4 protein-coding genes are annotated in these 2,896 nt (G+C 48.5%); all 4 read right to left on the minus strand.

Annotated features, from left to right (window positions below; all coding sequences use genetic code 11):
* A partial coding sequence (locus ACYVHB_RS32725; RefSeq protein ID WP_461056272.1) for an IS110 family transposase occupies positions 1-541 on the minus strand: 541 nt, incomplete at its 3' end.
* 368 nt (positions 542-909) lie between these two features.
* Positions 910-1,554 carry a VOC family protein gene (locus ACYVHB_RS32730; RefSeq protein ID WP_461056274.1) on the minus strand — a complete coding sequence of 215 codons (645 nt, stop codon included), beginning with the start codon at positions 1,552-1,554 and terminating at the stop codon, positions 910-912.
* A gap of 253 nt (positions 1,555-1,807) precedes the next feature.
* Positions 1,808-2,254: a type II toxin-antitoxin system VapC family toxin gene (locus ACYVHB_RS32735; protein WP_461056276.1), complete on the minus strand. Its 447-nt coding sequence runs from the start codon at positions 2,252-2,254 to the stop codon at positions 1,808-1,810.
* Positions 2,251-2,433, minus strand: a complete 183-nt coding sequence (locus tag ACYVHB_RS32740; protein WP_461056278.1) for a hypothetical protein — start codon at positions 2,431-2,433, stop codon at positions 2,251-2,253. The genes ACYVHB_RS32735 and ACYVHB_RS32740 overlap by 4 nt, the downstream gene beginning before the upstream one ends.
* Positions 2,434-2,896 lie beyond the last annotated feature (463 nt).

A 2,896-nucleotide genomic window follows, 5' to 3' on the forward strand; every position in this document is an offset into this window, starting at 1 on the left:
TCCGCAAACCCGACACCGAGTTGGTATCGGTCAGCACCGTATCTAAGCGTACATTGCCCACCCGCAGGGCTTTCTGGATACGCCGGATGTAATCAGCAGCATCTTCGACCAAACTCTTCCGCAGCCGCACCAAAGGCCGGATCAGTGTTGAGAACTCGTCGGGAAGGAAGATGGGGGGCAGCAGACCCAGACTGTGCAGGGTACGAATGTGAATCGCATCGGACGTATCGGACTTGAAGCGCCGGTAGTTCTTGGTATTGGCACCGGCAGTTACTAAAACTTCGAAATTAGCCTCCTGTAAGACGTTCACCAGTGGTTTTTCATAGCCGCCAGTGGCTTCCATGGCCACATGTTTGACGTGGTTGTCGGTCAGCCATTGGGCCAGCCGGACGAGTTCCTTTGTCGATACCCCAAACTGCTGCACATCTTGTTTGGGGTCGTCGCCGATAGCGACGACGTGAAACTGAGAGCCGATGTCGATACCAGCCACCTGCTGATGAACAATAGGCATTTTCCGATACTCTTCTGTCTGCTTTTTCATCGCTGAAGGGGGTTAGCAGTAAGTCAAAAGGGCTATCAGCGGGCTATGTTAGATAAACGATAATCATGATGTACGGAGTAGCGGGCTGGCCCGCTCTACCAGTGGGGTTCTCAAGGCAGGCACTGATAAAATAGTCCCTGTCTCATAGCCAAATCGGGACGTTGGCCGGGCTGAAAGCACCAGAGAAGAGGACGATCTTCCCACAAAGGGGCTACTGATAGCTACGTAAATATAGGGCTACGGGCTGACTTTCTGGTCTCATGCGTTGGTTGGGGTTCGTTCGCCCGCGAACACAGAGGATGTTGGGCTGAACGCCTGACTTTGGGACATGCAACCTGTCAGCGGAAACCACCCCACGCGGAGCAGAGCTAATAGCGAAATGTTAAGCTGAGATTCTCGAAATCAAAGCTATGGCCTTGAACTTCGTTGTCGAAGATTAAGGTTAGCCATGTTCTTGAGGAGGTTTTAAATTCGAGACCGCTCTCACTTTCAAAGTACCCAAGAAAATCTTTACTAATCGTGCCTTCGCATTCAAAAATTGATCTGGTTAATGAACTCATGCCGCTTGGGTGGTCTGTTGGTTCAGTTTCATTTTTCTTTTGTCCTTTGAAAGGAAGCCTGAAAGCCCATGGAAGTGCAGGGCTACCCTCGTTTCTTAAAACATCGATTGTTAATCCTTCAGGGAAATATGTTGGTTGATACTTAAACGCATTTTCAAATAGCCGTTCTGTTTCGTCAGTATTTATAAGGCAAAGTCCGAAGCGAGAAAAGTGAGTATTTCTAAAATTGGCTCTATGCCAAAGGCCAGTCTCCTTAATCAACTCACTATTTATTTCATCTTCGTTGTGAACCCATAAAGCCTCTAAGAAGAAGTTTCTAAAGTAAAATTTACGATTGGCTGTACCTTGTCCTGTATGAGTTCTGCTACTTCCCTCAGTTAGTCCAAAGCCGACGAGCTGGTCAGCTATCTGTCCTTTATCTTCAGCGAAAATAAATATGTGGTCAACATTCATTTTTCAATTTGATTCATGCTACGTGCCTAACCGGGGCGTTCCCTGTGTCACACGAAACCCAGAAATGGAAGCCCAAACCTACCTTCTGCGGCCTGCAACCTGTCGACCGCGACCCGCCCCACAAGCACATTTTGGACCCGCACCCAACGCCAACGACGGCCCGATGGCGACGTAGGAGCCTTTTCGGCCTCGTTCGGTTGGGCTGAAAACGCTGACTTTGCGGCTTGCTGCCTGTCGCCCGAAACCTGCCTTGTTATTTGGTTTCTAGCAAATCATAATTATCAGGGCGATAAAGCCGAACGCCCGGTATCCGCTCAAAATGCTTCTGATTGAGCGTGAAAACAGGAATATCAAAAAATAAACCTACCCCAATCGTGAAACAATCGCCCAGACCAGTATCCGGGTAAAGCCGACAGGCTTCAACCGCCAGTTCAATACAATCCCCATGATTGAGTTGCACATACTTATCCAATTGGTTTCGGATCGTATCAAACTCACTTTTGGTAATTGGATCAACAACTCGGCCTCGAACGTTGATTAACCAGCGCATCAACTCGATATAAATGCTGGCTGAAATGACAGGCACAGCTATAACTGTCAATTTACTGTACGCTTCAACAATTTGCGGCTTTTTCAAGAAGAAACGGCTCATTACACCTGTGTCCACCAGTACGAACGAATCCGGTGAGGTGGTAGTCATTGAGTTGAAACAGGCGTAGGCGTGATGTCTTTGTGTTTGGCTAATATCTTCTGGATAGCCAGTCCGGGATCTTCTGTCGGCAACGTGCCAGCAGGAATGGAACCCTCAATGATTTTACCCGTTGCATTACGTCCGCGCACTACCAAAGGGGAAAGGGATTTCTTTGTTTTGTTAGTCATTGTATTATTGTGCTTATGCTACTGTAACAAAGTTACTCTTTTTTAGGCTTGCCTAACGCCCAATTACCCGTTGTCAGCCGTGGCCTTTTTCTCCTTTTGAAAGCCTGCCGAACGTCCAAGTGCTGAATGTCGCCCGTACTCTTTTTTGTAGGCTTGATAAACTACAACGTGCTGCCTGTCAGCCGAGATTCACCTAACTCATTTGCCGCCTGGCTAACTCCCAAGTGCCTCGTGTCGACCGAAACCGCCCTGTCGAGCCGCGCTTTGTGTCGCCCGGTAACCGCCTTGTCGAGAACAGCTTTTACGAACCACCCAACACCCCAGGGGGCTGATGGTGTGAAAGTTACTTCGATCAGGCAAACAAGCTGCACCTTTACACCCCCTGAAGGATGTACGCATGCTTTCTAACTTGCTCATTATCAAGCCATCCTTAAGTTAGTAAAAAGACCCAAATCTTCGCCCG

Source organism: Spirosoma arcticum (assembly GCF_054779955.1).